The organism is Candidatus Kaistella beijingensis (assembly GCF_020084865.1).
GTDB lineage: Bacteria > Bacteroidota > Bacteroidia > Flavobacteriales > Weeksellaceae > Kaistella > Kaistella beijingensis.
Window position 1 is genome coordinate 944,332 of record NZ_CP071953.1, and the last position, 26,958, is coordinate 971,289.

The following is a 26,958-nucleotide window of genomic DNA, read 5'->3' on the forward strand; positions in this document are numbered from 1 at the left end:
CAAATTTTCGGTTCCGGACCGTAAGTTTAGGGTTCCGAACCCTACCGTTTCGGTTCTTTAGTGGTTCGTACCGGTTAAAGACCGGAATGCACCTAAAAAAAAACCGCCTTTTTGTAGGCGGTTCGGTTTTTTAAGGATTTGGTGGGGGCGGGTTAAAGTTTTTGGTTGTTCTTCCAAAAAACTGCTTCAGTTCGTTGTATTTGTTTTCATAACCATCTGCTCCTGTCGCGGCGCGGTAAGTGGTGTACGCATAATCGTCTAATGCTGCCTGATAATTGTCGTAATCGTGCAGGATTTTGGCTCCCTGCAGTTTGATGGCCAACGCATTCAGGCGGTTGATGAGACTCTCGAAAACATTGCGGCTTGCAAAATCTTTGTCGAACTCGTCCCAATCTACATCCGATACGGAAAGGTTGGGGTTGCTTTGGCGGAAATCTTTCACCTTGTTGACCAGGAGTTTGTTCTGCTCGTTGATGCTGCCGTATTTTTGGCGGTCTTCCGGGGTGAGCTGCACGGTGATTATGGCAAGTGCGTTCTCCAGTTCGGTGAGGGCGTTCTGTGCGGCGGTTACCTGTGCTTCGGTAAGGTGCGCGCTGTTGAGGTTGGTTAGTGGCATAACATTGTGTTTTTTAAATTAGTGATTTAAAGTTAAAAACTTTTTCGCACCAAAAACATAATGTCTTTAAAAAAGGGTGTTTTCACCCATTAGAAGAGATGTTAGGGTAACAAATCCCTGGCTTTCATTTCCTTTTGCAGGTTAGAATATTTGATGATGTATTTAAAACAGATCATACAGGAACCCATGAAGAGAATCAATTTGAAAAATCCCATTCCGCCATGCGTTGCCGCGTAAATCCCTATCGCAAAAATGAACAGCAGAATCCCTACTGCGGGATAGCATAATTTTTTGCTGGTGGCAAACTCGCTCTGTAATTCTTCGTTGGATAATTCTGTGAATTTGTTTTCGTTGCTCATAATTGTGCGGTAAAAATTTTATAGAAACTTGAGAAATTACAGCTCCATCGCTTTTTTTACAGCGGCATCAATTCCGTCTAGATTTTTACCGCCCGCAGTGGCGAAACCCGGGTTTCCTCCTCCTCCACCCTGGATTGCTGCAGCCAATTCTTTCACGATATTTCCGGCGTGGTATTTCGATTCCAAATCTGCGGAAACTCCCACGGTGATCATGGGTTTTTGGTCTGCATCAGAAATAATAACCGTCACAGAATTCGGAATTTCTTTCTTCAGTTGAAACACGATATCTTTTACAGAACCTGCGTCCAAAGAAACTTTTTTCACCAAAAGATTTTTATCGCCGCTTTCTTGGAAGTCGTTTTTCCAGTTGGCAGTTTCTCCTTTTGCTTTTTCTTTTTTAAGGGATTCTATTTCGGATTTTAGGGATTGGTTTTCTTCGATTAATCTTTCGACAGATTTTGTCAAATCTTTCGACTTTAATAAGGAGGAAATTTCTTTCAGCTGTGCTTCCAAATTTTTAAAGTATTCCGAAGATTTATCACCGGAAATCGCTTCGATTCTGCGAATTCCCGCCGCAGTTGAACTTTCTGTCTGAATTTTGAAATGACCGATTTCCCCCGTTGATTTTACGTGGGTTCCGCCACACAATTCTTTAGAACTACCAAACTGAATCATTCGAACGTGGTCACCATATTTTTCACCGAAGAGCATCATCGCCCCTTTTTCCGTTGCTTCCGCGATTGGAAGGTCACGGAATTCCTGCAGTGAAATATTTTCCTTGATTTTAGCATTTACCTGATCCTCTACCAGTTTCAATTCATCTTCACTCATTTTCGAGAAGTGTGAGAAATCGAAACGAAGGTAATCCGGTCCCACAAAAGAGCCTTTCTGCTCCACGTGAGTTCCCAAAACGTCACGCAACGCTTCATGTAAAAGGTGCGTCACCGAGTGATTTGCCTGTGTATTTTTTCTTTCGGAATGATTAACTTTCGCGTAGAATACCGCACCTGCATCTTTCGGCAAATCTTTGATTAATGAAATGATCAGGTTGTTTTCTTTTTTGGTATCCAAAACTTCGATGATGTCCGAACAATTTGTGATGTCAAAAACACTTGGGTTGGAAATATCAAAACCTTCCGTATAACTTGGAATTAAAATTCCCTTATCGCCAATTTGACCACCACCTTCCGGATAAAACGGAGATTTCGCCAAAACGATTTGATAGAACTCGCCGTCTTTGTTTTCTATTTTTCTGTAACGGGTAATATAAGTTTCTGTTTCCGTTTGGTCGTAACCCACGAAAGTTTCAGGTTTTTCCTCTAAGATTACCCAATCGTGAACTTTGGACGCGGATGATTTTTTGGAACGCTGCTTTTGCTTTTCCATTTCTTCATCAAATCCTTTTTCATCTACGGTTAAACCTTTTTCCTCTGCAATAATTCTTGATAAATCGGCAGGAAATCCGTAAGTATCGTAAAGCTCGAAAACTTCCGTTCCGGGAAGCGTTTTCTCGTTCTTGGAAATGGTTTCGTTGATGATTAGATCGATTCTTTTCAAACCGTGTTCAATGGTTTTAAGGAATGAAGATTCTTCTTCCTTAATCACTTCGGTAACCAATTTTTCCTGTTTGATGAGTTCCGGGAAGAACTGTCCCATTTCGTTTTTCAAAACGGCAACCAACTGATAAAGGAATGGTTCTTTCATTCCCAAAAATCGGTAAGAATACGAAATCGCTCTTCTCAAAATTCTTCTAATCACGTAACCTGCACCGCCGTTGGAAGGGAGTTGTCCGTCAGCAATTGCAAACGCCACCGCACGAATGTGATCCACCACAACACGAATTGCAATATCTTTTTCGTCTTCTAAAATTCCGGTATATTTTTTACCGGAAAGTTCTTCCACTTTGGCAATTAAAGGCGTGAAAACATCGGTATCATAATTTGATTTTTTTCCTTGCAAAGCCATACACAAACGTTCGAAACCCATTCCGGTATCAACATTTTGCTTCGGTAATTTTTCTAAACTTCCGTCGGCTTTTCTTAAAAATTCCATGAAAACGAGGTTCCAGATTTCCACGACTTGCGGATGGTCGTTGTTCACCAAATCTAAACCAGAAACTTTTGCTTTTTCTTCCTCCGAACGCAAATCCACGTGAATTTCGGAGCAAGGTCCGCACGGTCCGCTTTCGCCCATTTCCCAGAAATTGTCCTTTTTATTTCCGTTGATGATTCTGCTCTCGTGAATATGGGATTTCCAAAAATGGTAAGCGTCTTGGTCACGTTCCAAATTTTCGGAAGCATCACCTTCAAAAATGGTCACATAAAGGTTTTCTTTTGGGATTTTATAGACTTCGGTCAGCAGTTCCCACGCAAAATCAATCGCCTCTTTTTTGAAATAGTCTCCAAAAGACCAGTTTCCCAACATTTCGAACATCGTGTGGTGATACGTGTCGCGACCAACATCGTCCAAATCATTGTGTTTCCCGGAAACTCTCAAACATTTTTGAGTGTCGGCAATTCTTACATTCGATGGTTCTTTGTAGCCCAGAAAGAAATCCTTGAACTGCGTCATTCCCGAATTGGAGAACATCAAAGTGGGATCGTCTTTCAGAACAATTGGTGCGGAAGGAACAATTTGGTGTCCTTTTTCTTTGAAAAAATCTAAAAACTGTTGGCGTATCTGTTGTGAAGTCATATTATTAAGTTTGAAGCTGGAAGCTGGGTGCTGGAAGCTTTTATAAGATTGCAAATTTAAGGAAAATTTGTGTGTTTTTGATGATGGATTTGTTGGATATTCGCTGCCAAAATAAAAAATCCGTTCCATAAAATGAAACGGATTAACATCACTTATTACACTTAAATAAAAAACTTATTTTTATTTCTTTTCCAGGGCTTTGATCAAAATTTGGATATTCACCTCATCTTTGATTACGCCGTTTGCAACAGGCATTTGGAACTTCACTCCAAATTCTTCTCTGTTGATGTCTTTTGGTTCGGTTGCGATACTTACCTCGCCTTCTTTCACCGACACATTTGCGTTGAACTGCATTGGTTTTGTAATTCCTTTGATGGTTAAATTACCGTCCAAAATGGTGTTGTAATCTCCAGCTTCGTTGGGTGAAACTTTTGTAATTTCATAGGACGCTGTTGGAAATTTTTCAACTTCAAAGAAATCACCGCTTTTTAAATGACCTTCTAATTTTGCTTTTTGTTCTGCATCGTCCTTCAAATCTACATTTTCAAGAGAATTCATATCGGCAACAAACTTCCCGCTTTCCAATTTTCCGTCTTTGATGGTTACATCGCCGCTTTCAAATTTTATGGTTCCGAAATGACTTGAATTATCGGTTTTGAAAACTTTATATCCTTTCCATTCTATCCTACTATTTAAAGTGTCTACCACAAAGGCGTTTCCATCTTTAGTAGTGGTTACTTCAGTGTTGTCACTTACTAAAGGCTTATCTTTACCACAGGAAACGACTAAAGTTCCTAAAACCAGAACTGGATATACAGCTTTCAAAAACATTTTATTCATCAAAAATTTGGTTTTTTTTCTTATTTCACGGCTAAAATAGTAAAAAAATTAATACTAATCACAAAAATATTATTTTTGCAACATGCTTTTAAAAATTAACCAGTTATATTTTTCACATTCACCTGAAAAAAGACTTTTCCATAATTTCAATTTGAAGGTTGAAGCCGGAAAAATTATAGCACTTGCCGGCGAAAGCGGTTGCGGAAAATCGACTTTGATTAATTTGATTTACGGACTTTTGGATTGGGAAAAAGGAGAAATTATTTTTGATGGAAAACCAGTTTTTGGTCCAAAAAAGAACATTGTTCCCGGTGAAAACGAAATGAAGTTGGTGGCTCAGAATTACGATTTAATGCCGTACGCAACGGTTGCTGAAAACGTGGGCAAATTTATATCCAACATTAATCTAAACGAAAAAAAAGCAAAAATTGAAGAACTTCTACAGGTCGTAGGGCTTGAAGAATATGCCGAAACTTTGCCTAAATATTTAAGCGGCGGACAGCAGCAAAGAGTTTCTATCGCAAGAGCGCTTTCTGTGATGCCGAAGCTTCTTTTACTAGACGAACCTTTCAGTAACATTGATTTTAGCAGAAAAGTAGAACTTCGCGAAAGACTTTTTAATTATGTAAAGGAGAAAAATATTTCTTTAATTATTTCCACGCACGAAATTCAGGAAGTAATGCCCTGGCTGGATCAGATTATTGTTCTTCAGGATGGAAGACTGATTCAAAATGACGACCCGGAGGAAACGTACAGAAATCCGTACAATGAATATGTCGCCAAACTTTTCGGTGAAGTGAATGTTTTTTCTGATAACGAACAAAATTCTTTAAATCTATCCAAAAAATTTTGGTATCCCAACGAGATCAAAATTACAGAAAACGGAAAAGAAGCTCGAGTTTTGGAAAGTCGGTTCGCAGGAAACCACTATTGGAACAAGGTTTTATTGAATGAAAAAAACCTGGTCATTTTTACAACAAACCCCATATCCGGCAAAACACATCTTGAATTTTAAAATTAGAATCAACTTTGTTTTTATTATAAGGTTGGCATTAATTTTGAAAATTTTTTCTTAACTTTACCTATCCCAACTAAGGAAATTTTTGGTTAATTCTCTTTCTGCCTTTAAGACGAAATTAGTCCGGATCTTCGCGACAACCAAGTCTTCGAAATGGAACCCTGTCCAAATCTTTCCTTTTTTTTATGCCTTTCTCACAAATTCCGATTTCAGTGCCATAGAACCAAAACCGTCAATTTTGCAGTCGATATTGTGATCGGAATCTGGTCTTAAACGAATATTTTTCACTTTCGTACCTGCTTTCACTGGTTTTGGAGCACCTTTTACAGGCAAATCTTTAATCACAACTACAGAATCTCCATTTTGAAGTTCGTTTCCGTTAGAATCAAAAATTTTGTCAGAATTCTCAACTTCCTTTGGATCCCATTCGTGGAAACACTGGGAACAAACCATCATATTGTCCTGTTCATAAGTAAATTCCGATTGACATTTTGGGCAAATTATCGCGTCGCTCATTGTTTTTAATTTTTTGCAAAGGTAAAGATTTGGTTGGATGATTGGTGATGGATGCTGGATGGTTTAAAGCACAAAATTCTAAATTTAAACACGTTTGTTAAAACTACGTATAATTTTTATATCTTTGTCGTATAGATTAAAATGATGGATGCAAAAATCACATTAGCGTTTGATGAACAAGTTATTAAAGAAGCAAAAGCCTTTGCAAAAAGGAACAACGTGAGCTTGTCGCGTCTTACAGAGATGATTTTTCGGCAGATGACTGCAGAAAATCACCAAACTATCGATGATTTACCGATTTCCGATTGGGTAAATGCTGTCGCAGAAGAACGACCTGAATACGGTAGACCTAATTCTAGGAAAAAAATGAAGTCAGAATTTTTTGAATCTAAGAAATGAAAATCTTTTTAGACGCCAATGTTTTGGTTGCGGTTTTGAATCGGGAATATCCGCTTTTTACTTATGCGGCTAGAATTATCAGTTTAGTTGACCATCCAAGATTTGAAGTTTTCACCTCTCCTATTTGTCTTGCGATTGCTTTCTATTTTGCCGAAAAGAAAAGCGGGACAGAATTGGCGAAAAATAAAATCAGTATACTTTCAAAAAAATTGAAAATAACGAGAATTGATTCAAAAACGGTCGATTTAGTTTCTGAAAATCCTGCAATATATGATTTTGAGGATGGTTTGGAATATTATTCCGCCATCAATTCCGGTTGCGAAATCATTATTACCGAAGACGTTTCGGATTTTTATTTTTCGGAAATGCAGGTTTATAACTGTATTTCTTTTTTGGAGAATTTGAAATAATCATCCATCCAAAAAAACGTATTTTTGCAAATTAATCGCAGAAAAGCCAATCGCAGACTGCTGAAAGCAAAATTATGGAACTTATTCACCGCAATCTCCTTATCGGAATTCACGACGCATTACAGGAAACTTTTTTTCAGGATAAAAAATACGCAGACAAAGTCATCGAACGACTTCTGAAAGCCCACAGAAAATGGGGAAGCGAAGACCGAAAAGTGGTTTCCGAGATTTTCTACAACATCATCCGCTGGAAAAAACGACTCGAATATTATATGGGAGAAGGCGTGAAACCGAACAATGTTTACAAACTCATCCTTACTTATTGTCTATGGAGCAAAACCCATTACAAGAAATTTGAGGAGTTTGACGGGATTAAAATTGCAGATGTTTTAACCAAACTCAAAAAAAACACCGTTCCCACAAAAGCGATTGAATACTCTATTCCCGATTGGTTGGCTGAAACGTTGGAGAAAGAACTCGGCAAAAATTGGGAAAAAGAAATGGACGCGTTGAACGAACAAGCGCCAACAATTCTTCGTGCAAATACTTTAAAAACCACTGCAAAAGAACTGGTTTCTGATTTAAAGGATGAAAATGTGGAAAGTTTTCAAATTAGAAATTATCCAGACGCTGTTCAACTAGAGGAAAAGAAAAACGTTTTCCTGACTTCTGCTTTTAAAGACGGATTGTTTGAAGTTCAAGATGCTTCCTCACAAAAAATCGGCGAACTTCTGGACGTGAAGGAAGGAATGCGCGTTGTTGACGCTTGCGCAGGTGCAGGTGGAAAAACTTTGCATTTGGCCGCTTTAATGAAAAATAAAGGTCAAATTATCGCTTTAGATATTTTTGAATGGAAATTAGCAGAGTTAAAACGTAGAGCAAAAAGAGCAGGAGCTCACAATATTGAGACCCGTTTTATTGAAGATAATAAAGTCATCAAACGACTTCATGAAAAAGCAGACAGATTGTTGATTGACGCACCTTGTTCCGGCTTGGGAGTTTTAAAAAGAAACCCTGATTCTAAATGGAAAATCGACCAAGATTTCATCGACAGAATTAAAAAAGAACAACAGCAAATTCTTCAAGATTATTCTAAAATCTTGAAAAAGGGAGGGAAAATGATTTATGCAACCTGCTCCATTTTACCTTCTGAAAATAACGAGCAAGTCGAAATTTTCTTGAAAAACAATCCTGAATTTTCTCTAATTAAAGAGGAAAAAATCATGCCGAGTGAAGGTTATGACGGATTTTATATGGCGTTGATTGGAAGGAAATAAACTTAATACAAAAATTAACTAAGAAAGCAATTCAGATTTGGACTGCTTTTTTATTAATGGTTAAAGAATTTTTTCAAGCAAGATCGTTAAAATTTCATTATTAACTTAAATTTTTCCTTTTTTAAATTAAATTATAGAATATTTTTCTTTAGACTAAAATTTTTATTTTGTTTTGTAAACTAAAACTTTATGTTTGCATCAGAATTTTAATCTATTATCAATTATAACTTATCATTTATAAATATGTGCGGAATTGTATGCCTGTTTGATGCGAAACAAAAAACCGAGCTTTTAAGACCTCAAATCCTTGAAATGTCCAAAAAAATCCGTCACCGCGGCCCAGATTGGAGCGGAATTTTTCAGGACGAAAAAGTAATATTCTCTCACGAAAGATTGGCGATTGTGGATCCAACTTCAGGGAAACAGCCTCTATTCACCAAAGACGGAAAAGTAGTTTTGGCGGTGAATGGCGAAATTTACAACCATCAAGAACTAAGAAAAGAGTTCCCTGATTACGAATTTTTAACCCAATCTGATTGTGAAGTAATTTTGGCTTTATACAGAAAGTATGGTAAAAATTTTTTGGAAAAGCTCAACGGAATTTTTGCCTTCGCTTTATATGATACTGAAAACGATGTTTATTTGGTTGGTCGTGACCACATGGGAATTTGCCCCCTTTATCAAGGTTGGGACAAAAACGGAAATTATTATGTTGCTTCCGAATTAAAAGCACTGGAAGGCGTTTGCAAAACCATCGAATCTTTTCTTCCTGGACATTTTCTTTACAGCAAAGACGGCTACGAAATGCAGAAATGGTACCACAGAGATTGGGAAGATTTTGAAAACGTAAAAAACAATGTAACCGATATTTCCGCCATCAGAAAAGGTTTGGAAGACGCAGTTCACCGTCAGTTGATGAGCGACGTTCCTTATGGCGTTTTACTTTCCGGCGGTTTGGATTCTTCGATTATTGCTGCTGTAACTGCGAAATATGCGAGAAACAGAATTGAAAGCGGCGACACCCAAGAAGCGTGGTATCCTAGATTGCACAGTTTTGCAGTTGGTTTGGAAGGTTCTCCTGATTTAGTGGCGGCACAAAAAGCGGCCGATCACATCGGTTCCATCCACCACGAAATTCATTTCACCGTTCAGGAAGGTTTGGACGCAGTAAAAGACGTCATCTATCATTTGGAGACTTATGATGTGACTACAGTTCGCGCCTCAACTCCGATGTATTTGTTGGCAAGAGTCATCAAATCGATGGGAATTAAAATGGTACTTTCCGGTGAAGGATCAGATGAATTATTTGGAGGATATCTTTATTTCCACAAAGCTCCCGATGCGAAACAGTTCCACGAAGAAACGGTAAGAAAATTAGGAAAACTTCACCTTTATGATTGCTTGAGAGCTAATAAAGCCTTAATGAGTTGGGGCGTTGAAGGACGAGTTCCATTCCTCGACAAAGAATTTATCGATGTGGCGATGACGATAAATCCTAAAGACAAAATGGTCAACAAAGCTGAAGGAAAAATGGAAAAATGGGTTTTGAGAAAAGCATTCGAAGATTTATTGCCTGAGTCCATCGCTTGGCGACAAAAAGAACAATTTTCTGACGGAGTTGGCTATTCATGGATTGACTCCTTAAAAGCGAAAGCGGAAGAAGAAGTATCTGATGAAATGATGGAAAATGCACGTTTTAGATTTCCATTAAACACACCTCAAAATAAGGAAGAATACCGATACAGAACTATTTTCGAAGAATTGTTCCCAAGTGAAACTGCGGCAGCTACGGTTCCTTCTGTCCCTTCCGTCGCTTGTTCTACTCCGATCGCTTTGGAATGGGATGAAGCCTTCAAAAAAATGAATGATCCGAGCGGAAGAGCGGTGGTTTCTGTACATGAGGACAGTTATTAAAGAGCCAAGTAAAAAGAACCAAGAGCCAAGTAAAAATCCTGCGATTATTTTTTCGCAGGATTTTTTTTCCAAAATTTTTGCGATTTACAAATGCAGATTGCAGATCGACGAAAGCCGACAGCTAAATTTCGCTACGAATTCTACTCAATGTTTCCTGCGAAATTCCCAGGTAAGTTGCAATCATTCCTAAAGGTGCTCGAAGAATAATGTTGGGATTCTCTTCTAGAAGTTGGGCATATTTTTCCTTCGCGGTCATATATTGTAGCGAGTTGATTCTTTTCGCCATTTGCGACATCAGATTTCCGAGGATGAAACGGCTGAAATTGGCGGAAGTCAAAGAAACGGAACACAATGCTTCCAATTTGTCGTAATGGCAGAAAGTGATGGTGCTTTCTTCTAAAGTTTCAATATTGTAACGCGTTGGTTCTGCTGCGAAAATAGTGTCGAGATTGGCAAATGTTTTTCCGTCGGAAAAAAAATTGGTCGTGATGTCTTTTCCTTTTTCGTAATAAAACATTCTTGCCAAACCTTCTTCCATAAAAAAAACGGTGCGGTTAAAGGTATTTTGTTTGCTCAACAATTCCCCTTTTGCGAACACTTTGGTTTCGGTTTCGTTGCGGAAAAAATTTTCGGTTTCGGAGTCGGTTTTTATGTATTTAGAAAGTTGTTCGAGAAGTTTCACGGTGTTGACTTTTTACAAAAATAGGGTTTTATTATTTCTACCGCAAAAGTCACAAAAGTTTTGCTAGACGATTCTTTAAAGTGAAAATAAGCAAGTGTAAAAAGTTGCAGAGCGACGAGATATTGTTAGAAAGACACATTTTTGAAGATAGCGGAGCGCCGAAGGTGCGACATCTTGGTTCTAAATTTTTATTCCCAGAAATTCACGAATTTTCATTTTTATGGATGGGTGCTACGATTGCGTGGTATTACGGACAAGCGATTAACTCATACTTTTTCTATTTTTTTAATGGAATAGTTGAACCTCGCGTACTCGGTTTGCAGTGGAAATCCTTTCTGTTTTTTTAGAATGGGAAAAGGTGCGAAAAAAACAAAAAGATTGCAATGCTTCGACTTCGCTCAGCAAAAACTCCAAGCGCGGTCCCGACAAAAAATGGCGTTGGGATTGGTTGGAATTTTTTATCGGGATGGCCCTTAATTTTGAAAAAAAAGAACGCCCGAAATACTTCGGACGCTCCCAACAAACAAACAGTAAATGAAAACTGTTTTAACATTAAAATAAACTATGTTGTTGCAGTTATGGCGGTTTCTTCTTCCCCGGTTTCTTCGTTGATGCGGTATTTTTTGAAGAGGAAATGGATTTTGATTTTTAGGGCAATCCAAGCCAAAATGAAGTAAATCCATCCCAAAATAAAAAGGTGCAGGAAGTATTTTTTGGTGAGAAAATCGGAACCTTTTTGCACGAGCATGATTTTGAGCGCCTCCAAATAAGGCGTTAATGGAATAATTGCGGTGAAATTCCTGATAAATTCGGGCATTGCAGAAGTGGGCCACGTAAATCCGCTGATGATGAACGCGGGAGATGCGATGACCATTAATACTTGAGTGGCTTTGAGCGCATCGGGAATGAGGATGCTGACCAAAACTCCCAAATTGGTTGCCGAAACCACGAATATGGCAGTGACGAGGAAAAAATTCCAAACGTTTTCGGGCACCGGAATTTTGAAATACAGACTGCACAAATAGAAAAACAGGATGTTGAAATTGGCGAAAATCCATACCGGAAGACATTTGATTGCCATTACTAAAACGGCGTATTTTTGTTTTCCGGCGAAATCTCTGATGAAAGATTCTCTTTTAAATTCTTCGGAAAATGTAACCGCCATTGCGAGTAAAATCACCTGCTGCAAAACCACCGCCATCATTGCAGGCCACATAAAAACCAAGTAATTACTCGTGGTGTTGAAGAGCGTGATGTAATTGGTTTTCAGCGGTTCGTATTGGGTTTTGGCGATTTCAGCGTTCATTCCTTTTTTTTGTAACGCCTTAATTTCAGCACCTGCGGAAAATGTTCCAAAAGTGAGTTGCAATGCTTTTGTGGCGAAATTTGCGGTCAAAACATTGGAGGTATTGACATAAACATTGATTTCGGGATATTTTTTTTGGAGCATCATTGCTTCAAATCTTTCGGGTATGATGACGACTGCGGATGCTTCGGTTTTGATGACCTCATCTTTTAGATTGGAAGGTTCATCAATGTAGTTCAGCACATTGATGGTTTTATTGTCTTGAAGCATTTCCACAATTTGGTTGGACATCGCGGAGTTATCGTGGTTGATGACGATGACGGGAATGTTTTCTACTTTTCCTTTTTGGTAGGTAAAACCGATAAGTAAAGCGTAGAAAATCGGCGCGACAAAAAAGACAGAAATCAATGTCTTGTTGGTAAAGAACAGTTTGAATTCGCGTTTTAGTAAATATCTTAGTTGTTTCATTAGTTTAGATTTTAGCTGGCAGATTTCAGATATCAGACTTTTGACTGCATTTTTTTAACCACGGAAGGCACAACAGTTTTTTTTCACATTAGAGATGGAACTGAATGGGCTTTAGAAGTTCACAAAGTGAAAATCGAAGATTTTCAGAACTTTTGTGCGCTATTCCACAGCATTCATATCCTTTCATCTTTTGTAACTTTTGTGGTTTAATAACTATTTTAAGGTCACGTTTGAGTTTACCAAAATATTGTCTGCCAAAGTCTGGTTTTCGGGAACGACTTTGATTTCGTAAACCGCTTCTTCCGGTTGATAATCGGGGAAAGCAGTGGTGATATCGGCATATCTCGTCAACTGTTTGATGGAAACAATTTTTCCTGCGATTTCTTTTTTGTTGTAATTCACCATCATTTTCACTGGCATTCCTTTTTGATAATTCGCAATTTTACTTTCCGGAATAGTGAAACGGAAATAAGATGTTTGCGGAATGTAGCCCGAAAACAGCGGATAACCTGCAGTTGCGAGTTCGCCCTTGTTGAGGGAAATGGTTTCAATTTCCATATCGTTGGTTGCGATGATGTATCTTTCGGAATACGCCACATTCGCTTCCTGAAGCGCGCCCATCGCTTGATTTTGCTGACCTTGAGCCATTTCGATTTTTTCAAAACGGGTTCCTTTTTCCACGTCGTTCAATTCTGCGTTTACCGCATCCAATTGTGCTTTTGCACCTTGATATTTCGCAAAATATTCATCATAATTTTGTGGCGAAAGCAATGAGTCGCGGTACATATTTTTTGCTCTGCTGAAGGATTTTTGGGCGTATTGATATTGTTCCTGCAAACCTTTTTGTTTGGCTTTCAATTGACGAAGTTGGTCGGCTGTTGCGCCATTTTTTGCCATTTGTGCTTGTGCTTTTGCGGATTTTACGGCTCCGGTTGCCTGTGAGATTTTTGCGGAAACTTCGGGAATATCCAATTTTGCGAGCGTGTCCCCTGCTTTTACCGTTTGTCCTTCTTCCACATAGATTTCTAAAATTCTGCCCGTCACTTTTGGGGCGAATGAAACGGTTTCCTTTTTTGCTTTTCCGTCAATAGGTTTTTCGGAAGCGGGTTCTTTACAGGCAACAACCGTGAAAGCAGTTGCGAGAGATAAAGTTTTTAATAAAGTATTCATTTTAAAGTTTGTTTGTTTGATGTAATTTGAAATAGTTTGAATTTGTTTCAAGTTTCAGGTTTCAGGTTCAATGATTAAAAAATTCACTATTGACAGCGAAGCGAATTCACCATTCACTTTCCTTGGCTCTTGGCTCTGTTTACTTGGCTCTTATAACTCGTCTATATGTAAGTTTTGCGTCGATTTCATCAATTCCACCGCGCTTCTTCGTTGGTTAAAAACGGCGGTTTGATAATCCAATTCGGCGGTTTCCAAATCGTTTTCGGCTTCGATTAACTGGGAAGATTTGATGGTTCCATAACGGAATTCTTTTTCAGCTTGAGTTAATGCCAATTTTGCGATTTGTCGTGCTTTTGCTTTGGTTGCGATTTGCGAATTGGCGATGTCGTAGTTGGTTTGGTTGTTGGCTAAATTCAGGGCTAATTTGTCTATTGCATCGGATTTTTTACTTTGCAAAATTTCCTTGTCGATTTTCGCTTTTTCAACGGCAGACTTTCCTTCTTTCCCATCAAAAATTTCCCATTTAAAGCCAATTCCGATTTGGAACATTGGTAAAATATTGATGTCTTTCGGTGCCCAATTCAATTTTTTTGGAATGAACGGAGCTATATTTTCCGAAGAAGTAATGAGGTTATCATACAATCCGAAATAGGACAAAGAACTCACCGCCTGAACTTTTGGTTGCCACCACTGATTCTCGGCTTTCATCTTGAATTCCGATGCTTTGATACCGTGTTCCAATGCTTGAATTTCAGCGCGGTTTTCTACATTTTTATTTAAAACTTCGTATTGAATGGGAACCAATTCCGGATTGATTTGTGCAATTTTTTCCCGTTCCAAACCTGTAAGAATTTGAAGTTGAGTGATAAGCAATTCCTTTTTTCCTTCATATTCCACCATTTTGGAGTCTAAATTTGCTTGAGCCAATTCAATTTTTTTGTGGTCGTAAGGAGTGATTAATCCGTAACCTAAAGCTTTATCCGCTGTTTTTTTGTTGATGTCCAAACGTTTTTTGGATTCGTCTAAAACTTTTTTCGATTCGTGAACAAGGGCAAATTGATCGTACGCTTTTGATATTTCGGTGATGACCTCATCTATCGTTTTCTGCATCAAAGCGGTTTCTGAAAGTTTCTTTTCATTTAATGCCTGATTTAAATATTTTACTTTTCCTCCTGAATAAAGCAAAACACTAGCTTCTGCTTTTGCACTTCCCGAAAATCCGGAAACATTGTAGGAATTTTTATTTTCAGGAACCGTCATTCCGGGAAAAACGGGCGGAACTTTCGGAATTGAAATTTCAGGCGAAGTTAAATGAGCGGTCGTATTCATATAACCAAACTTGCCACTGATTTCCAATTTTGGAAGAAAAATGTCTTTCAATTTTTCTTGGTCGAGTTCGGTGTATTTTGTTTCTAATTTTTGCTGTTCCAACAAATGATTTTTTGCGAGACCTGCATTGATGAGTTCCTGCAAATCGGGTGCAGTTTGCGCCGAGAAAATCAAGGGCAGAAAAACCAAAATTTTGCTAAAGTTATTTTTAAAAGTATTCATTTCTTTTGTTTGTTTTGACGGTGCAAAGTTACGACGACGAGAAATGAATTCCTTTGACATTTGTCAAAAAGTGAAATTAAATTATTAAAACGCAATGATGTAAAGACTTTCTTCAATTTATTCTGTATAAATGTTCGCAACGGCGTTTCACTCAGCAAAGCGAAGTTGCTTAAAAGTATTGTCAAGCATGTTTTTGTGTTTTTAAAAAAAAAGTAAAACTTCGGAGGTTTCCAATTGCTAAATGAAACGCCTTTGCGCCCTAAATAAAGAGTCTTTAAGTCATTTTTCTTTGCGTCATTGCGTTAAACATTACAATTCATTGATACTTTTTGATTGATTTTGTCGGAATTTTTTTTCAATTATTTTTTCGTAATTTGGACATTCTTTATTTTAAAGGTTCACTTTTTGTTCCACAGATTTCATGCCCGATACTTTTAAAACATTTGATACCACGACCAAAAGAATTCTGCCGTTCATCTTAGCGACGGCAATTTTTATGCAGATGCTCGATTCTACGATTCTGAATACTTCGCTCCCTTCTATTGCGAAAGATTTGAACGAGTCGCCACTCAATATGCAAAACGCCATTATCAGTTATGTTTTGACTTTGGCTGTGTTCATGCCGGTTTCGGGATTTTTGGCGGATAAATTTGGGACAAAGAAAATCTTTATTTTTTCGTTGGTTGTTTTCAGTTTGGGTTCCGTATTCTGTGCGGTTTCCCAAAACTTGACACAATTGGTGATTTCCCGCGTCGTTCAGGGAATTGGCGGAAGTTTGATGACTCCTGTCGGCAGGTTGGCTTTAATCAAAACCTATGATAAGAATGAACTTCTGAAAGCGCTTAATTTCGCAATTGTTCCTGCACTTATCGGACCTGTTTTAGGACCATTGGTCGGTGGTTATATGGTTGATTATCTGTCGTGGCATTGGATTTTCCTCATCAACATTCCAATTGGATTGATTGGCATTTTCCTGAGTTTAAAATTTATGCCCGATTATAAATCCGAAGAAATTAAGTTTGATTTTAAGGGGTTTTTAATTTTCGCTTCGGCTTCTCTCCTACTTTCCATTGCACTTGAACGCTTTGGAACCGCTCAAAATATTACGCCTGTTTTAGTGATTTTCATTTGCGGATTCATGATGATTTATTTCTATTACAGACACGCCAAAAAAACTGAAAACCCTATTTTTCCTTTAAATCTTTTTCAGGTGAGAACTTTTCGGGTGGGAATTTTGGGGAATTTGGCCACGAGATTGGGCATCAGTTCAATACCTCTTTTATTGCCTTTGATGATTCAGATTGCGTATGGAGAAAGTGCCGTGATTTCGGGTTGGATAGTCGCACCAATGGCTTTAACCGCCATGTTCGGAAAATCGTATGTCATTAAAATTCTCGATTATTTTGGCTACCGAAAAACATTGATGACCAATACTTTTATCATCGGATTTCTGATTTGTTGCCTTGGAATTCCTGGGATTAACACTAACATTTATTGGTTTATTCCAATTATTTCTATTCTTGGATTTTTCAACTCGATTCAGTTTACTTCTATGAATACAATTGCAATTGCTGATTTGAGAAATTCCCACACTTCAAGCGGAAACTCTTTACTTGCAGTATATCAACAAATTGCGATTGGTTTTGGAATCGCGTTCGGCTTGATTGTCTTGAAGTTATTTGAAAATGAACCGACTTTAATTCAGGGAAATACCCATCTCGCTTTTCGCTACACTTTTTTTGTGGTGGGATTTTTAACCATACTTTCGGGGTTTGTTTTTAGGAGGTTGCATGAGAAAGATGGGGAGAATATGAAGACGGAGCATTGAGAAATTTGCAGTCAAGTTTTTAGTTTCATTCTTACCCTACATCAATGTATTCCAACTTTATCTCCCGTACTTTTGTACCATAAAATTCAGAACCTCAAATATTGAATTCTTGTCGCGAGAATTCGGGATTGAATTTTGATCAAAAAAAAATGAGATAAAAAAATGGCAACAAAAAAAGTCGAATTAATAGCAGCGCCAAAACCTGCGCATTTCGTAGGAGATGGTTTCAGAGTGCACAACTTCATTCCGAGCGGTTATCATTTGGATATGAAGAGAATGGACCCGTTCATTATGTTGGATTACAATTCCAAATTCCATTTTTCGGGAACCGATACACCGAGAGGAGTCGGCGTTCATCCGCACCGTGGTTTTGAAACCGTGACGATTGCTTATCAAGGTCGCGTAGAACACGGCGACAGTTCCGGCGGTGGCGGAATCATCGGACAGGGCGATGTGCAATGGATGACTGCAGCTTCGGGAGTTTTACACAAAGAATTCCACGAAACAGAATGGGCAAAAGAAGGCGGAATTTTCCAAATGGTGCAACTGTGGGTGAATCTTCCCGCAAAAGATAAAATGAGCCCGCCAAAATACCAAGCCATCAAAAATTCAGAGATGAAAAATGTGGATTTGGGTGAAAACGGTTTCATAGAAGTGATTGCGGGAGAATTTAATGGTGAAAAAGGACCTGCAACCACTTTCAGTCCGGTGAATTTGATGAATGCCAAATTGAAATCAGGCGGAAAAGCGGAATTCAGTTTTCCTGCAAATTTCAACACCGCAGCTTTGGTTATCGAAGGAAACATCATGGTGAATGGGGAAGAAAAAGTTCCAACTGACCATTTGGTTTTATTCCAAAATGAAGGCGAAACTTTCACCATTGAAGCAGCAGAAGATTCCATCGTTTTGATTTTGAGCGGTGAACCTTTAAACGAACCAATTTATCCGCACGGACCTTTTGTGATGAACACGAGGGAAGAAATTATTCAGGCGTTTGATGATTTTAATAATGGGAAGTTTGGATATCTTGAATAATTCAAAATCAATAGGTATTAATCATTAGTTTTTACTAATGAATTTTTATAAAGCAGAGAATTTCGATTTTCTGCTTTTTTATTTTGAGAAACTATGCAAGACGGATCTTGCTTTCGTTAAACTATGTTAAACATCATCTGCATCTATTACAAAATCTCGAAAATATTTCCTAAATTCATGGCAGATAAACAAATCATTGTTATTAAATTTATCAATCGATGATTGTCGTATCGATTTATAAAATCTAAATAGCTTTACAACTCAAATTATAAATCATATTCAAATGGAAGACAAGAAAAAACTTACGAGACAAACAGGAGCACCAGTTCCTGACAATCAGAATGTACAGACAGCAGGACCAAGAGGACCGCTTTTGATGCAGGATTTTTGGTTTCTTGAAAAAATGGCAAACTTCGACAGAGAGGTAATTCCCGAAAGAAGAATGCACGCAAAAGGTTCCGGCGCATTTGGAACTTTTACCGTAACTCACGACATTTCACAATACACGAAAGCCAATATCTTCAACGAAATCGGCAAGAAAACAGAAATGTTTGCAAGATTTTCTACCGTTGCAGGTGAACGTGGAGCAGCCGATGCAGAGAGAGATATCCGTGGTTTTGCCTTAAAGTTTTATACCGATGAAGGAATTTGGGATTTGGTGGGAAACAACACGCCGGTTTTCTTTTTCCGTGACCCGATGAAATTCCCGGACTTGAACCACGCCGTAAAACGCGACCCGAAAACCAATATGAGAAGTGCCCAAAATAATTGGGATTTTTGGACTTTACTTCCCGAATCTTTGCATCAAGTAACGATTGTGATGAGCGACCGCGGAATTCCGAACGGATACCGTCACATGCACGGTTTTGGAAGTCACACCTACTCTTTTATCAACAAAGACAATGTTCGTCATTGGGTGAAATTCCATTTCAGAACGCAGCAGGGAATAGAGAATTTGTCGGATGACGAAGCAGCGAAACTCATCGGAATGGACAGAGAATCCGCACAAAGAGATTTATTCGACAACATCGAAAAAGGCAACTTCCCGAAATGGAAAATGTTCGTTCAAATCATGACGGAAGAACAGGCGAAAACTTACCGTTTCCATCCGTTTGATTTAACGAAAGTTTGGTCCAAAAAAGATTTCCCTTTAATTGAAGTCGGAGAATTTGAACTGAACAAAAATCCTGAAAATTATTTCGCCGATGTAGAACAAGCCGCCTTCAATCCTACGAATATCGTTCCCGGAATTGGATTCTCGCCTGATAAAATGCTTCAGGGAAGATTGTTCTCTTATGGTGACGCACAAAGATATCGTCTCGGTGTAAACCACTTTCAAATTCCAGTAAACAAACCGAGATGTCCGTATCACGCATTCCACCGAGATGGACAAATGCGAGTTGATGGAAACTACGGTGACACAAAACATTACGAACCAAACAGTTACGGCGAATGGCAGGAACAGCCAAGTGCAAAAGAACCGCCTTTAGCATTAGAAGGCGATGCATTTGCGTACAATTTTCGTGATGATGACGAAGATTATTTCACCCAACCTGGAGATTTGTTCCGAATCATTAAAGCCGACAGAAAAGCCGATTTGCTCTTTAAAAATACGGCGGCGCAAGTTGGCGGAGCAGAAAAATTTGTTCAGATCCGCCACATCAGAAACTGCTACAAAGCAGATCCGGAATACGGAGAAGGCGTTGCAAAAGCTTTGGGACTTTCGATGGATGAAGTGAATGCTTTTGATTTAACTCCTTATAATAAATGGGCGCCGACGAAATCATAGTTCTAATAAATTTTGTTAAAGTAACAGCCGAAGAAATTTGGCTGTTATTTTTTTATTAACTTTATAAAAGTCAAAAATTATGGAACTGCATGAATATACGAATGGTGAACTTACCGTGTTTTGACAACCAAGATTGAGCATCCATTCGGGAATTCGCGTGAACATGTTGCCACATGTTTACAACCCGAAAGAAAGACCGTGGTGCAAACCGGAAAATGCAGCCACGGAAGAACTCAAAAATCAGATTGAAAATTGTCCTTCCGGAGCTTTGAGTTATGAAATGAATAAACAAACTGATCATTAAAATTAAAAAAAAATGGTAGAAATAAAACACACCAACAACGAATCGAAAGGAGTTTTCGAATTGTATTACGACGGAGGAAAAGCAGGATTAATGACCTATTCTTGGGCAGGAGACGACAAATTCATCATCGACCATACCGAAGTTGATGAAGCATATGGCGGAAAAGGACTAGGAAAAGATTTGGTAAAAGCGGGAGTTGAATACGCTCGAGAAAAAAATGTGAAAGTGATTCCGCTTTGTCCATTTGCAAAAAAAGTAATTGCGAAAACACCTGAATTTCAGGATGTTTTGTCTTAAAACGCTTTCACTAAATACTATTTTTCGCCGCGAATTCACGAATAAATTTTAGAATTCGTGTATTCGTGGCGGTTTTTATTTTGACTAAAAAAAACTTCGAGCATCCACTTTCCAACATCCAGCCGAAATTCTCTATATTTGCTCACATTAAAAAAATCACTCTATGAATCCGATTGTCTTGTTGCTCATCATTATCGCCTATTTTGGACTTTTACTCTGGGTCGCTTATCAAACCGGAAAAGGCAGTAACAACGACAGTTTTTTCATCGGAAACCGAAAATCCAACTGGATGCTCGTTGCATTTGGGATGATTGGAACTTCGCTTTCGGGCGTGACTTTTGTGTCGGTTCCGGGTGCAGTTGGTGCAGATAAATTCCATTATTTGCAGATTACAATCGGTTACTTAATTGGGTATGTGGTCATTGCGTATATTCTTCTTCCACTTTATTATCGTTTAAAACTCACCTCAATTTATGGTTATCTGCAACATCGAATGGGACAGCTCTCCTATAAATCGGGCGCGTGGATTTTTATTGTGTCACGTTTGGTGGGCGCGACTGCGCGACTTTATTTGGTAGTCAATATTTTGCAGATGACGATTTTGGATTCACTCGGCGTTCCCTTTATTGTAACAACATTGGTGATTTTAGCGATGATTATCCTCTACACCTATGAAGGAGGTGTGAAAACCATTGTTTGGACCGATACTTTACAAACAACCTGTATGCTTTTAGGACTGATTATCTGTTCAGCTTATATGCTGAATCACATGAATTTAGGATTTTTTGAAAGTTTAAAAGAAATGAACAGGCTTGGTTATACTGAAGTTTTCAATACTGATGTAAACAGTAAGGCTTTCTTTTTCAAACAAATTTTGGCGGGTGCGTTTATCACCATTACAATGACCGGAATTGACCAGGAAATGATGCAGAAATCACTCTCAGTAACAAAACTGAAAGATTCGCAGAAAAACATGGTGACTCTCGGATTTATTTTGGTAGTGGTAATTTCGCTGTTTCTCTTTATGGGCGGACTTTTACATCTTTACGGAAATGTGGAGCACGTGGCAACTTCAGGCGACCAACTTTTTCCGGATATTGCGCTGAATCACATGCCGCCATTTATTTCAATCATTTTTATTATCGCTTTAATTTCGGCACTTTTTCCGTCTGCGGACGGAGCAATGACAGCTTTAACCTCTTCTCTTTGTATTGATATTTTTGGATTAAAGGAGAAAGAAATTTCACAAAAAGAAAAGGAAAAATTTAGAAAAAGAGTTCACCTTATTGTTGCAGCCGCATTTTTGCTGATGGTGATTATCTTTAAAATCATCAACGACAATTCGATGATAGGCTTGATTCTGAAAATGGCAGGATTCACTTATGGCCCTCTTCTGGGATTGTTCTCTTTCGGAATTTTTACGAAATTTAAGGTGAAGGATAAGTTGGTTCCTTACGTTTGCATCGCTTCTCCACTGATTTCTTTCTTCATCGATAAATATCAGGAAAATTTCTTTGGCGACTTCAAAATTGGTTTGGAATTGTTGATTATTAATGGATTGATTACTTTCTTTGGGTTGTGGTTAATTAGGAAAAAAGATTAAATTGATTTTTTGAGGCTTTATTTTTGATGGAAATGAACATCTTAATTTAAACACATGAGCAAAAACTTCAAAATCGGTGACACGTAAAATGGAATTCCGAAGCAGGCATGGTTTCAGGAACAATTATCAAAATCCACACAAAAGATTTTCTTTGTAAAGGTTAAACGCATCACGCGACAAAAGACGAACCTCAATACGAAATCAAGAGCGACAAATCTGACCATATTGCGGCGCATAAAGGAAGTGCACTGACTTTAATTGATTAAAATTGCCACGAATGCACGAATTAAATTATTCGTTTAGTCGTGGCAAAATATTTTCTATTTGGCATTCGCAGTTACAATTCTTCCCGATTTACCAACTCCATTGAAAAGGCAGGTAGACAAATTGCAATATATTCACACGATTCTTCAAACGGATTACTGTAGCGGATTCTTGCACCTTTTTCAATCAGAATGCTTTGTCCTTTTTCTAAAACCACCGTTTCTCCATCGATTTCAAATTGTTTTTTTCCGTTGATGATGTAGGTAAATTCATCAAATTCTGGAGTTTGGTGTGGTTCGCTCCAGTTCGGTGGCGCAATCATGTGTGCAATTGAAATATTGGAATTTCCTGTTGAATTTCCCCAAATTTCTTCAATGAGTTTTCCATCGTTTGTGGGAACTACAAAAGGTGATTTTTGGATTTTATATTTCATATCATTTGAGATTTAAAGTTTTGAATTTGGAATTTGAAATTCAAATTTAATAAAAACGGCAGGAAAATTTCCTGCCTGAATTATTTTTCTTTTTCGCTTTTCTCTTTCGGAATTTCCTTCTTTTTTCTCCCCGAACTGATTAGATTTTCATGGAGCAAATACTCAATCTGCCCATTCACAGAACGGAATTCGTCATTTGCCCACTTTTCCAACAATTTGTAAGTGGCGTCATCAATCCTTAAAACAAAACTTTTTTTTGCCATCGAGTTCGAGTTACGAGATACGAGTTACGTGTTGAGTGATTCGTGCTTCGAGTTTCCCAAAATTATTATTAATTGTTAATTATAAATTATTAATTGTTCCTTATTAATTATAAAGCGTTCCCGCATTCAAAATCGGCTGCGCCGCTTTTTCACCGCAAAGAACGACCATTAAATTGGAAACCATCGCCGCTTTTCTTTCGTCATCCAATTCCACAATATTTTCCTCGGAAAGTTTTTTCAGGGCTAAATCCACCATTCCAACTGCACCTTCAACGATTTTTGTTCGCGCTGCAACGATTGCTGTGGCTTGTTGTCGTTGAAGCATTGCACCTGCAATTTCGGAAGCATACGCCAAATGCGAAATTCTCGCTTCTTGAATGACGATTCCTGCTTTTGCCAATCGGTCAGTTAATTCCTGTTCCAAAATTTGATTAATTTTTTCACCACCTTCACGTAGCGTAATTGGAGCGTGGTCGTCTTCCAAATTATCATACGGAAAACTCATCGCCAAATGACGAACCGCCGCTTCACTCTGCATTTTAACAAAATCCATGTAACGTTCCACATCATAAGCAGCTTTGTAGGTGTCTCCGACTTTCCAAACGATTACGACACCAATTTCGATGGGATTTCCCATTTTGTCGTTCACCTTTAAAGTTTGTCCTTGCAGGTTTTCCGAACGGAGCGAAATTTTTTGTGATGAATAAAGTGGATTAATAAAAAACAAACCGTTTTCTTTTACAGAACCTACATATTTCCCAAAGAAATTCAGAACTCGTGAATGATTCGGTTGAATAATCATCAAACCTTTCATAAAAAAGACAAACGTAATCAGACACAGAACTCCCAAAATTACGAAACTTACATTTTGGTCAACTCCATTGATAAGGAAGTAAAGTCCCGCTGCAAAAAGCAAAAGACAGATGACTAACGCAAGATATCCTGACATTGGTTTTAAAACTTTTTCCATAATTATTTATTTTTAAATTGTGATATTATTTTGATATCATAAAGATATAATAATTTTTTGTATCGGCAATAATTTCTTTTCAAAATTTCAAAAATTAAAAAATCCCCTTCAATACAGAATGGACTGCCCCCAAAAAGTTAGACACTTTTTAGGGGCATTTTTATTATGGGAGAATCAAAGTATAGTTTAGAATTTAAGGTGAGTTGTGTGGAGAAGATTAAGAAAAATGATCTGTCGATCCACTCTTTGGCACAGGAAGTAGGTTTGGATGCGACGGTTGTTCGCAAATGGAAAAGGTTTTATGATTTGTACGGAATTGAAGGACTGCAACGCAGAAGCAATCGCCGTTATGACGTAAAATTTAAGTTAAGAGTTTTGGAAACGATCAAGGCACAAGACTTATCTCTAAAGCAAGCTGCTGCACGGTTTAATATCGCTGCAGAATCCAGCATCACCAATTGGCGGAGCGCTTACGAAAAAAGTGGTATTTTAGGGTTACAGAATAAACCCAAAGGAAGACCAGCAATTATGAGCGATTACCAACGTAAAAAGAAAAAGTCTGGCAAACCATTGACCAGGGAAGAAGAATTGTTACTGGAAAATGAAAGACTGCGAGCCGAAATCGATTTTCTAAAAAAGTTAGACGCCTTAACTCTCAAAAAGAACAAGCAAAAGCCATCGAAGAGTTAAGGCCTAAATACAATCTGTCCGTATTATTGGATTGTACCGGGATGGCGAGAAGCAGTTTCTATTATCATCAAAACAAGGCTCAAACCGACAAATATTCGGACGTAAAAACAATGATAAAACAGATTTATCATCAACACAAAGGAAGGTTTGGATACCGGCGTATTACTTTGACAATGAGAGATAAAGGAATTATTATCAATCATAAAACAGTATTGAGATTAATGAAATCGCTAGGACTGAAAAGCATTATACGGGTAAAGAAATACAAATCTTACCGTGGAGAACAAGGAAAAATAGCACCCAATATTTTGAAAAGAAATTTCAAAGCCGACCAGCCGAACACGAAGTGGGCAACCGATGTAACGGAATTTAATGTCTCGGGAAATAAGCTCTATTTATCTCCGATAATCGATTTATTCAACGGTGAAATCATCAGCTATAATCTCTCAGAAAGGCCTGTCTTTGCACAGATTACAGATATGCTGAAAAAGGGTTTAAAGAAAATTAAAAATACAGAAAACATCATTTTACATTCAGACCAAGGTTGGCAATATCAAATGAAAGCTTATCAAAATATATTAAAAGAAAAAGGAATTGTTCAAAGTATGTCCCGAAAAGGGAACTGTCTGGACAATGCCATAATCGAAAATTTCTTCGGAACATTGAAGTCTGAAATGTTTTATACCAAAAAGTTTGGTTCTATCGACGAACTCAGGAAAGAAATAAAAGAATACATTGATTATTACAACAACGACAGAATAAGGCTTAATTTAAAAGGAAAGAGCCCGGTACAGTACCGAACTCTTTCCTTTAATAATATTGTTTAATTTTGTCTAAACTTTTGGGTGCAGTCTAGAATTGAAAGGGATTTCTATCATGATTTAATTTGGTGTTAAAACTGCATTTCAGGAATTTCTCCTTCCACGATTAATCTGGCTTCGGTTGCTTTAACGATATCTTCTACCGAAACTCCGGGTGCTCGTTCCAAAAGCTTCAACCCTTTATCGGTAACTTCCATCACGGCTAAATCGGAGACAATTTTTTTAACGCATTTAACTCCCGTTAAAGGAAGTGTACAATTTTTCAAGACCTTACTTTCTCCGGCTTTGTTGGTGTGCATCATGGCAACGATAATGTTTTGTGCAGATGCAACCAAATCCATTGCACCGCCCATTCCTTTCACCATTTTTCCTGGGATTTTCCAACTGGCGATGTCGCCGTTTTCGGAAACTTCCATTGCACCAAGAATGGTTAAATCCACTTTTTGGCTTCTAATCATCCCAAAACTGAATGCAGAATCGAAAAATGATGCGCCCGGAAGCGAGGTGATGGTTTGTTTTCCTGCATTGATTAAATCAGCGTCTTCTTCACCTTCGTAAGGAAATGGTCCCATTCCGAGGATTCCGTTTTCGCTTTGGAATTCTACGGAAAGGTTTTCGGGAATATAGTTTGCAACAAGCGTTGGAATTCCGATGCCGAGATTGACGTAGTAACGGTCTTTAACTTCTTTGGATATGCGTTGTGCGATTTGTTCTTTTGTCAGCATTATGATTCTTTTTTTCTTGTGGTTACACGCTCGATTCTTTTCTCATAATTCTCTCCCTGGAAAATTCTTTGCACCATGATTCCCGGAATATGGATTTCATTGGGATCCAATTCACCCGGTTGTACCAATTCTTCTACTTCCGCAATGGTAATTTTCGCAGCTCCCGCCATCGGAAGATTGAAGTTTCTTGCAGTTCCTTTGAAAATTAAATTTCCTGAATAGTCGCCTTTCCAGGCTTTTACAATAGAGAAATCAGCTTCATAAGCATGTTCCAAAATATGTGGTTTTCCGTTAAAATCTTTCACCTCTTTCCCTTCCGCGACTTCGGTTCCGTAACCGGTTGGTGTGTAGAATGCAGGAATTCCGGCTTGCGCGGCGCGGCATTTTTCTGCTAAAGTTCCTTGAGGTGTAAGTTCTACGTCGAGTTCGCCGGAAAGCATTTGTCTTTCAAATTCGGCATTTTCGCCTACGTACGAAGCAATCATTTTTTTGATCTGGTGTTTTTGCAACAGTAAACCCAAACCGAAATCGTCAACTCCAGCGTTGTTGGAGATACAGGTTAAATCGGTTAGATCACTTGCTGCCATTTCGTTGATGCAGTTTTCGGGAATTCCGCAAAGTCCGAATCCGCCCAACATGACGGTCATTCCGGATTGGATTCCCTGGATGGCTTCTTTGGCGTTTTTTACTCTTTTGTCAATCATTTTTCACTAAAA

Annotated in this window: 26 protein-coding genes and 2 pseudogenes; 14 read left to right on the plus strand and 14 right to left on the minus strand. The window is 38.2% G+C overall.

Annotated elements, in window-relative coordinates; all coding sequences use genetic code 11:
• Positions 1 to 130: 130 nt before the first annotated feature.
• The 4 genes from J4771_RS04390 to J4771_RS04405 all read right to left on the minus strand — a co-directional run bounded on the left by J4771_RS04390 (position 131) and on the right by J4771_RS04405 (position 4,509).
• On the minus strand, positions 131 to 616 hold the full coding sequence (locus J4771_RS04390; protein WP_224136811.1) for a hypothetical protein: 486 nt from the start codon (positions 614 to 616) through the stop codon (positions 131 to 133).
• 101 nt (positions 617 to 717) lie between these two features.
• The gene (locus J4771_RS04395) at positions 718 to 975 is read right to left on the minus strand and encodes a hypothetical protein (protein WP_224136813.1); all 258 of its coding nucleotides are present in this window, start codon (positions 973 to 975) and stop codon (positions 718 to 720) included.
• Positions 976 to 1,011: 36 nt separating this feature from the next.
• Positions 1,012 to 3,669, minus strand: coding sequence for an alanine--tRNA ligase (alaS, locus tag J4771_RS04400; protein ID WP_224136815.1), 2,658 nt, complete (start codon positions 3,667 to 3,669; stop codon positions 1,012 to 1,014).
• Positions 3,670 to 3,849: 180 nt separating this feature from the next.
• Entirely contained in the window at positions 3,850 to 4,509 is a 660-nt protein-coding gene (locus J4771_RS04405; RefSeq protein WP_224136817.1) for a YceI family protein, read from the minus strand.
• 82 nt (positions 4,510 to 4,591) lie between these two features.
• Here J4771_RS04405 and J4771_RS04410 point away from each other — a divergent pair, with 82 nt between their 5' ends.
• Positions 4,592 to 5,524, plus strand: a complete 933-nt coding sequence (locus J4771_RS04410) for a sulfate/molybdate ABC transporter ATP-binding protein (RefSeq protein WP_224136819.1) — start codon at positions 4,592 to 4,594, stop codon at positions 5,522 to 5,524.
• A 186-nt stretch (positions 5,525 to 5,710) separates the two neighbouring features.
• Here J4771_RS04410 and J4771_RS04415 read toward each other — a convergent pair whose 3' ends face one another.
• A complete protein-coding gene (locus J4771_RS04415) occupies positions 5,711 to 6,043 on the minus strand; it encodes a zinc ribbon domain-containing protein YjdM (RefSeq protein WP_224136821.1) in 333 nt (110 codons plus the stop codon).
• Positions 6,044 to 6,184: 141 nt separating this feature from the next.
• Between J4771_RS04415 and J4771_RS04420 the strand changes: the two genes are divergently transcribed.
• The 4 genes from J4771_RS04420 (at position 6,185) to asnB (ending at position 10,043) form a co-directional block, all read left to right on the plus strand.
• Positions 6,185 to 6,442 (plus strand): DUF6364 family protein, encoded by a 258-nt coding sequence (locus J4771_RS04420; protein ID WP_224136823.1) that lies wholly within the window; start codon positions 6,185 to 6,187, stop codon positions 6,440 to 6,442.
• Positions 6,439 to 6,852, plus strand: a complete 414-nt coding sequence (locus J4771_RS04425; protein WP_224136825.1) for a PIN domain-containing protein — start codon at positions 6,439 to 6,441, stop codon at positions 6,850 to 6,852. The genes J4771_RS04420 and J4771_RS04425 overlap by 4 nt, the downstream gene beginning before the upstream one ends.
• Before the next feature lie 74 nt (positions 6,853 to 6,926).
• Complete coding sequence (locus J4771_RS04430; RefSeq protein WP_224136827.1) at positions 6,927 to 8,129, plus strand: methyltransferase domain-containing protein; 1,203 nt, start codon at positions 6,927 to 6,929, stop codon at positions 8,127 to 8,129.
• Between the two features lie 243 nt (positions 8,130 to 8,372).
• On the plus strand, positions 8,373 to 10,043 hold the full coding sequence (gene asnB, locus J4771_RS04435; protein WP_224136829.1) for an asparagine synthase B: 1,671 nt from the start codon (positions 8,373 to 8,375) through the stop codon (positions 10,041 to 10,043).
• 121 nt (positions 10,044 to 10,164) lie between these two features.
• On the opposite strand, the gene J4771_RS04440 is transcribed toward asnB, so the two are convergent.
• The gene (locus J4771_RS04440) at positions 10,165 to 10,725 is read right to left on the minus strand and encodes a Crp/Fnr family transcriptional regulator (protein ID WP_224136831.1); all 561 of its coding nucleotides are present in this window, start codon (positions 10,723 to 10,725) and stop codon (positions 10,165 to 10,167) included.
• 322 nt (positions 10,726 to 11,047) lie between these two features.
• On the opposite strand from J4771_RS04440, the gene J4771_RS04445 reads away from it, so the two are divergent.
• Positions 11,048 to 11,263, plus strand: a complete 216-nt coding sequence (locus J4771_RS04445) for a hypothetical protein (RefSeq protein ID WP_224136833.1) — start codon at positions 11,048 to 11,050, stop codon at positions 11,261 to 11,263.
• A 24-nt stretch (positions 11,264 to 11,287) separates the two neighbouring features.
• On the opposite strand, the gene J4771_RS04450 is transcribed toward J4771_RS04445, so the two are convergent.
• The 3 genes from J4771_RS04450 to J4771_RS04460 form a co-directional block, all read right to left on the minus strand.
• Entirely contained in the window at positions 11,288 to 12,499 is a 1,212-nt protein-coding gene (locus J4771_RS04450; protein ID WP_224136835.1) for an ABC transporter permease, read from the minus strand.
• 213 nt (positions 12,500 to 12,712) lie between these two features.
• Positions 12,713 to 13,669: an HlyD family secretion protein gene (locus J4771_RS04455; RefSeq protein WP_224136837.1), complete on the minus strand. Its 957-nt coding sequence runs from the start codon at positions 13,667 to 13,669 to the stop codon at positions 12,713 to 12,715.
• A 150-nt stretch (positions 13,670 to 13,819) separates the two neighbouring features.
• Positions 13,820 to 15,220 (minus strand): TolC family protein, encoded by a 1,401-nt coding sequence (locus J4771_RS04460; protein WP_224136848.1) that lies wholly within the window; start codon positions 15,218 to 15,220, stop codon positions 13,820 to 13,822.
• A 421-nt stretch (positions 15,221 to 15,641) separates the two neighbouring features.
• On the opposite strand from J4771_RS04460, the gene J4771_RS04465 reads away from it, so the two are divergent.
• The 7 genes and pseudogenes from J4771_RS04465 (at position 15,642) to J4771_RS13290 (ending at position 22,342) form a co-directional block, all read left to right on the plus strand.
• Complete coding sequence (locus tag J4771_RS04465) at positions 15,642 to 17,048, plus strand: MFS transporter (RefSeq protein WP_224136850.1); 1,407 nt, start codon at positions 15,642 to 15,644, stop codon at positions 17,046 to 17,048.
• A gap of 162 nt (positions 17,049 to 17,210) precedes the next feature.
• On the plus strand, positions 17,211 to 18,083 hold the full coding sequence (locus J4771_RS04470; protein WP_224136852.1) for a pirin family protein: 873 nt from the start codon (positions 17,211 to 17,213) through the stop codon (positions 18,081 to 18,083).
• A 283-nt stretch (positions 18,084 to 18,366) separates the two neighbouring features.
• Complete coding sequence (locus J4771_RS04475) at positions 18,367 to 19,872, plus strand: catalase (RefSeq protein ID WP_224136855.1); 1,506 nt, start codon at positions 18,367 to 18,369, stop codon at positions 19,870 to 19,872.
• Between the two features lie 133 nt (positions 19,873 to 20,005).
• Positions 20,006 to 20,176 carry a (4Fe-4S)-binding protein gene (locus J4771_RS04480; RefSeq protein WP_224136857.1) on the plus strand — a complete coding sequence of 57 codons (171 nt, stop codon included), beginning with the start codon at positions 20,006 to 20,008 and terminating at the stop codon, positions 20,174 to 20,176.
• Between the two features lie 12 nt (positions 20,177 to 20,188).
• Positions 20,189 to 20,473 (plus strand): GNAT family N-acetyltransferase, encoded by a 285-nt coding sequence (locus J4771_RS04485; RefSeq protein ID WP_224136859.1) that lies wholly within the window; start codon positions 20,189 to 20,191, stop codon positions 20,471 to 20,473.
• 163 nt (positions 20,474 to 20,636) lie between these two features.
• A complete protein-coding gene (locus J4771_RS04490) occupies positions 20,637 to 22,076 on the plus strand; it encodes a sodium:solute symporter (protein WP_224136860.1) in 1,440 nt (479 codons plus the stop codon).
• Between the two features lie 107 nt (positions 22,077 to 22,183).
• Positions 22,184 to 22,342: pseudogene (locus J4771_RS13290) on the plus strand (DUF2945 domain-containing protein).
• Positions 22,343 to 22,413: 71 nt separating this feature from the next.
• Here the strand turns inward: J4771_RS13290 and J4771_RS04500 are convergent.
• The 3 genes from J4771_RS04500 to J4771_RS04510 form a co-directional block, all read right to left on the minus strand.
• The gene (locus tag J4771_RS04500) at positions 22,414 to 22,773 is read right to left on the minus strand and encodes a cupin domain-containing protein (RefSeq protein WP_224136862.1); all 360 of its coding nucleotides are present in this window, start codon (positions 22,771 to 22,773) and stop codon (positions 22,414 to 22,416) included.
• A gap of 80 nt (positions 22,774 to 22,853) precedes the next feature.
• A complete protein-coding gene (locus J4771_RS04505; RefSeq protein ID WP_224136864.1) occupies positions 22,854 to 23,036 on the minus strand; it encodes an Arc family DNA binding domain-containing protein in 183 nt (60 codons plus the stop codon).
• 103 nt (positions 23,037 to 23,139) lie between these two features.
• Positions 23,140 to 24,006 carry an SPFH domain-containing protein gene (locus J4771_RS04510; protein ID WP_224136866.1) on the minus strand — a complete coding sequence of 289 codons (867 nt, stop codon included), beginning with the start codon at positions 24,004 to 24,006 and terminating at the stop codon, positions 23,140 to 23,142.
• Positions 24,007 to 24,171: 165 nt separating this feature from the next.
• Here J4771_RS04510 and J4771_RS13295 point away from each other — a divergent pair.
• Positions 24,172 to 25,523: pseudogene (locus J4771_RS13295) on the plus strand (IS3 family transposase).
• A 65-nt stretch (positions 25,524 to 25,588) separates the two neighbouring features.
• Here J4771_RS13295 and J4771_RS04525 read toward each other — a convergent pair.
• Together J4771_RS04525 and J4771_RS04530 are read right to left on the minus strand one after the other, a co-directional pair.
• Positions 25,589 to 26,242: a CoA transferase subunit B gene (locus tag J4771_RS04525; RefSeq protein ID WP_224136869.1), complete on the minus strand. Its 654-nt coding sequence runs from the start codon at positions 26,240 to 26,242 to the stop codon at positions 25,589 to 25,591.
• Positions 26,242 to 26,946, minus strand: coding sequence for a CoA transferase subunit A (locus J4771_RS04530; protein WP_224136871.1), 705 nt, complete (start codon positions 26,944 to 26,946; stop codon positions 26,242 to 26,244). Before J4771_RS04530 ends, J4771_RS04525 begins: the two co-directional genes overlap by 1 nt.
• Positions 26,947 to 26,958 lie beyond the last annotated feature (12 nt).